Consider the following 2,000-nt stretch of genomic DNA (forward strand, 5'->3'; position numbering starts at 1 on the left):
ATTTAATTCAGCAACTAAAACGCCCAAGTATTCCTATGTGCTTGGTTTGATTTAAATTGTCGTGTGGTAGGGCTACGCCCCGCTCGCTATTTGTTCCAGTTGCGTAAGTCCTGTACATATTAGTCAATGGGAATACAGATGTAGCAGTTAAATTCTTAAGTGCTGCCGAAGCGACATTTGCTCAGTTAGTAAAGACCCCTGGGATAGGAAAGGTAGCTCAGTTGGTAGTATCGAGATTAGGTGAAATCCGACAATGGCGCATCAAAGACTTTCAGGATTATTTAATTTTTTATCGGATTGAGGACACTACCATTGAGATTCTTCGGATATTTCATGGAGCAAGAGATTTAGCAGATGTACTTAGCGAATTAGACGAAGAATTTTAACCCAAAATTGCTTATACCCCCACCACCCAATCGCACACCACAGACCTACACCCGTCAGCAAACTTAACCCAAACCTGCCACTGGTTCAGATACCCATTCCAGTACGGCTCACCATCAGCAACACCGACAGCCGAGCCGATTGTGGAGACTAACTGATTGTAGAACGAGCCAGCGCTGTCCAAACCTTGCTGCAATTTCAGCTTCAGCCCATTAAGCCTTGGGCAATAGGATTTTCCACCTGGGTAACTGTTTGGGGAATATCAATAGGTGTCGTGTCAGTGACTGGTGTGGTTAACACTATATTATTCATGACTGACACCGAATCCCTTGAAAACGCTTCATCTCGATTTAACCACTGCCCAAAAATTGAATCACGCTGATCATCAGGGGCAACAAACCGATAGACGCACTCCCGATTTTCACGCTTGCCCAATCGACCAACGTAGTCCAACTTCAAATCAATTTTGGCAAGTAACTTCTGAGCGATCGCTACTGGGGTCAGTTTCTTCGATATGCTGACATTCAAGTAATTCTTGATAACGTGCCTATGCTTTAGTGCCAGTGCTTTAAATTCCTGCATTGCCTCGTCAGAAGAACGCAACTGCTCCCCAGGCGTGAGCAACTGCAACAGATTCAGTTCTTCTAACAACAGTACAGCCGGCAACATTTGCCCCTTGTTAAAATCCGGTTTCCAAATCGAATTCTCTCCCGCTTCTAACTGCGCTGCTGCCCGTTTAGTATCACGGTTGGTCAGAAACTCTCGCCCCAGCGTCAAATAGTAGTGCATCCGCAGTTGAGGATACCAGCCGTCGTCATCTTTCTCCACAAGCTCAGGGGTAACATCAATTTCATAGCGACGGGACAATTCAGCCTTGCGCTGCTGATGTCGTTCGGCTTTGGTTTTCGCCCGTTTGTCTTGCAGTTTTTTGAGTTCAGTCTGCGAGAGTTCATCGGAATTAGCGATCGCTTTACACTCCGCAGTATACAATTCAACAGACACGGCTTTAACGGACTCGATTACTGCTCCACTCTCATCGTCATCAGCATCGTCGGTATCAATAACGGTATAGCCATCCTCGACCAAACCCGCAAGCACAGACTCTCTATAGCGCCGCATCTCAACGTTGATTACAGAACCACGCTTACCCCAAGCCTGCAAAGATTCCGGCTGAAAATTCTGGTCAACATAGCTGTAATCGTCATTATCCGCCGCCGACAACAGCGCAATATTAGCTTGTGTTGCGACGTGTTGACTTCTGAGCAATCCTCCTATGGATGTAGAACCATTGCCCACAACCGACATCCCCCATTCTCTGACCCAGATATGACGGTCAACTGTCTCCCTAACCCTTGCCAACATCTGACGCACAGAGTTAACCGGCTGCACTCCCTGAAAAACTCCCCAAACACCATCAAAATGTCCTCGAATGTCGATGCTGACCCCAGTTTCTAAACTTGGAGATGCGATAACTAAATCGTACTGGATGAGAATCTTGTTCAGGTGAGCGATACAGCCAAACGCTGGATGTGACGGGTCAGCAACAGATTCGCTGTCAATTCGCAGAATCCGCAAGTGTGGGAATTTACGGCGAAACCGTTCTTCAAGTGCTTGAG

3 protein-coding genes are annotated in these 2,000 nt (G+C 46.8%); 1 reads left to right on the plus strand and 2 read right to left on the minus strand.

What is annotated here, in order from left to right:
- Positions 1–116 precede the first annotated feature (116 nt).
- The gene (locus tag H6G97_RS50475) at positions 117–386 is read left to right on the plus strand and encodes a type II toxin-antitoxin system RelE/ParE family toxin (protein ID WP_338422036.1); all 270 of its coding nucleotides are present in this window, start codon (positions 117–119) and stop codon (positions 384–386) included.
- Positions 387–397: 11 nt separating this feature from the next.
- On the opposite strand, the gene H6G97_RS50480 is transcribed toward H6G97_RS50475, so the two are convergent.
- Positions 398–580, minus strand: a complete 183-nt coding sequence (locus tag H6G97_RS50480) for a hypothetical protein (RefSeq protein ID WP_190947700.1) — start codon at positions 578–580, stop codon at positions 398–400.
- An 8-nt stretch (positions 581–588) separates the two neighbouring features.
- A partial coding sequence (locus tag H6G97_RS50485) for a plasmid replication protein, CyRepA1 family (RefSeq protein ID WP_338422035.1) occupies positions 589–2,000 on the minus strand: 1,412 nt, incomplete at its 5' end.

Source organism: Nostoc flagelliforme FACHB-838, assembly GCF_014698065.1.
Taxonomy (GTDB): Bacteria; Cyanobacteriota; Cyanobacteriia; order Cyanobacteriales; family Nostocaceae; genus Nostoc; species Nostoc flagelliforme_B.